This is a genomic window from Archangium sp. (assembly GCF_036389735.1).
Classification (GTDB): Bacteria; Myxococcota; Myxococcia; order Myxococcales; family Myxococcaceae; genus Archangium.
The window spans coordinates 1-2,519 of record NZ_DASVWK010000649.1; the positions used below are offsets into that span (position 1 = coordinate 1).

A 2,519-nucleotide genomic window follows, 5' to 3' on the forward strand; every position below is an offset into this window, starting at 1 on the left:
CAGCGTTCCCAGCCCGAAGGCGGCCAGCACGCCGACCCCGAGGATGAGCGCGGAGATGCCGGCGGAGAACTGCTGCGTGCGCCGGCTCTCCCGCTGGAGCTCGGCGAGACTGAAGCCCACCAGCAGCACGCCCTGCTGGCCCCCGAGCGTCTGGATGCGGACCCGGGTGATCACCTCCTGTCCGCGGATGAGCACGTCCTCGGTGTCCGGCAGGGGCTCCGTCGGGGCGTACTCCGGGCGCCAGGAGGCCAGCGCCGTGCCGTCCTCCAGCAGCAGTTGGGCGAAGACGGCCTCCGGGATGGACTCGAGCGTCTGGAGGTGGCGCTTTCCATAGATGGGGTCCCCGAAGTCGAGCGCCGGCTCGGTGGCGCTGGCAATCAGCCGGGCGATGCCCTGGGCCCGGCTGAGCATCCAGTGTTCCGCCTGGGCGTCCATGCGCGCGGGGAAGAAGAGGAGGAAGAAGAGGGCGAAGGCCGCGAAGAGGAGGAACACCAGGAGGACGAGCCGGGCCCGCAGCGAGAGGTGTGGGGACACGAGTCTCATGGCGCACTCCGGTCGGGCTCGACGAGCTGGGAGAGGCTGAGCAGCCCGGCGTCAAGGTCCGCGCCCTCCTCACGGGCCGCGGAGAGGTGGATGAGGATGACGGGGGAGTCGCCCTGGCGGCTGAGCCCGATGGCCAGGCCCTGGTCGAGCTGCTTCCTGCTGTCGGTGAAGGAGAGCACGGACAGGCGCCGCGTCACCTGGGAGATGCTGCCCACATGCGCCTCCAGTCCCTCGCACGCGTAGAGGGCCACCGCGCGCGCCTGGGTGAGCTCGGCCTGGAGCTGGGGGGGGCGCGGAAGCCGATGCGGATGATGCGCACCGCTGACTCTTGCTGCATGAGAGGCCCCCCCGCGCTAGCCCGCTCGTCAGTATTCAATTGTTCGTGCCCCGCCGCAGCACGATGTGGCCCCGAAGCGCCTGAGTGCTGTCGTTTTCTGGAAAGCCGTGGGCGTTCGTCCGGCAACGGACGTCCATGCCGGCCCGTGGGTGGTTTTCCATGGGACGAGGGGGGCGCTCCGGTAGAACCGCCGCTCCCGGGGCACGGAGGACAATCAATGGACTTCATCGGACAGCTCTCGCAGCAACTCGGCGTGGACTCCAACCAGGCGCAGGGCGTCGCGGGCTCGCTGCTGAAGCTGGTGCAGGGGACCGTGAAGGAGAAGCTGGGCGCGGACGCGGCGGACCAGATGGGGCAGTCCATCCCCGAGATGCAGGGCTGGCAGCAGGCGGCGCAGGCGCAGACCCCTCCGGCCGGGTCCGGCGGTGGGGGCGGGCTGATGGGCGCGCTGGGCGGGCTCGGCGGGATGCTCGGCGGACAGGCTCAATCCGGAGGTGGAGGGGGAGGCGGGCTGATGGGCGCGCTGGGTGGCGCCATGGGCCATGCGGGCGAGGTGGCCGGCGTGGTGGCGCTCCTCCAGCGCTTCAACATCGACGCGGGCAAGGCCTCGCTGGTGGCGCCGCTGCTGCTCAACTTCCTCAAGTCGCGGCTCGACCCGAAGCTGGTGGGTGGCATCCTCACGGTGATGCCGATGCTCGCCAACCTGGGCGGTGGTGGCGGCTCGCCCGAGGGGGGAGGCTCCCAGGGCGGCGGGGGCCTGGGCGGAATCCTGGGCGGCCTCATCCGCTGAGGCCATCGCGACGACCATGAGCCACTCCGTTGGAGCGCTTCCCGAGGACGCTCGGGCCATCATCGCCGAGGAGGAGGCGCTCCTCGGTCGCGTGCTCGCCTCGCTGGAGGCCGCGCGGCACCGGAGCGCCGACCGCAAGCAGGAGACGCAGGGGCTCGTGGCGCAGTTGCAGGTGCTGCGTGACGAGGCGGCGACCGCGCCCGTGGCCGACCTGCCCCACCTGCTCCACCAGATGAACCAGGCGCGAGCCCTGCTCGAGCGGCAGCAGACCACCGCGCTGCCGGAGACCCACGCGCCGTACTTCGCGCACCTGCGCCTGCATGGCGTCACCGGCGTCCGGGACTACCTGCTGGGCCGGACCAGCTTCGCCGATGCCTCCGCCGACGTCCGCATCATCGACTGGCGCTTCGCCCCGGTGGCCCGCGTCTTCTACCGCTATGGGGAGGGGGACGCGTACGAGGAGTGGTTCGGCGAGCGGCTGTCCGAGGGCACCGTCGAGGTGCGGCGGCTGGTGGTCATCGAGCGTGGGGTGCTGACCCGCATCCAGGCCGGTACGCGCGTCCTCGTGCGGACACCCGAGGGCTCCTGGCGGCTCGTGGGCTCCGAGCCCTCCGCTCAGCTCGCCGGAGGGACGGGGACGGCGGTGCGCCCGGGCAGCCTCGGGGTAGGGGAGGGCGCCTCGCGGCGCGAGGGGGCGCTCGACGTGACAGCGCTGCTGGACGCCGAGCAGTTCGAGGCCGTGAGCGTGAACGCGGATCAACCGCCCGCGCTCGATGACCACCAACCGGCGCACCTCGACGGTGCCCTCGGACAGCCGCTCGCCGAACCACTCCTCATAGGAGTCCCCTT

3 protein-coding genes and 1 pseudogene are annotated in these 2,519 nt (G+C 71.8%); 2 read left to right on the forward strand and 2 right to left on the reverse strand.

Annotated features, from left to right (window positions below; all coding sequences use genetic code 11):
- Nucleotides 1-543: CHASE sensor domain-containing protein (locus tag VF794_RS22630; protein WP_331113705.1), on the reverse strand; the 543-nt coding region annotated here is incomplete at its 3' end.
- Nucleotides 540-794: a YfiR/HmsC family protein gene (locus VF794_RS22635; RefSeq protein WP_331113707.1), complete on the reverse strand. Its 255-nt coding sequence runs from the start codon at nucleotides 792-794 to the stop codon at nucleotides 540-542. The genes VF794_RS22635 and VF794_RS22630, both read right to left, overlap by 4 nt.
- Nucleotides 795-1,097: 303 nt before the next feature.
- Between VF794_RS22635 and VF794_RS22640 the strand changes: the two genes are divergently transcribed.
- Together VF794_RS22640 and VF794_RS22645 are read left to right on the forward strand one after the other, a co-directional pair.
- Complete coding sequence (locus VF794_RS22640; RefSeq protein WP_331113708.1) at nucleotides 1,098-1,670, forward strand: DUF2780 domain-containing protein; 573 nt, start codon at nucleotides 1,098-1,100, stop codon at nucleotides 1,668-1,670.
- A gap of 16 nt (nucleotides 1,671-1,686) precedes the next feature.
- A pseudogene (locus tag VF794_RS22645) lies at nucleotides 1,687-2,519 on the forward strand (hypothetical protein); the annotation flags it as partial.

Coding starts and splice junctions, on each gene's coding strand:
- VF794_RS22640 (WP_331113708.1), top strand. CDS start 1,098: ATGGACTTCATCGGACAGCTCTCGCAGCAACTCGGCGTGGACTCCAAC.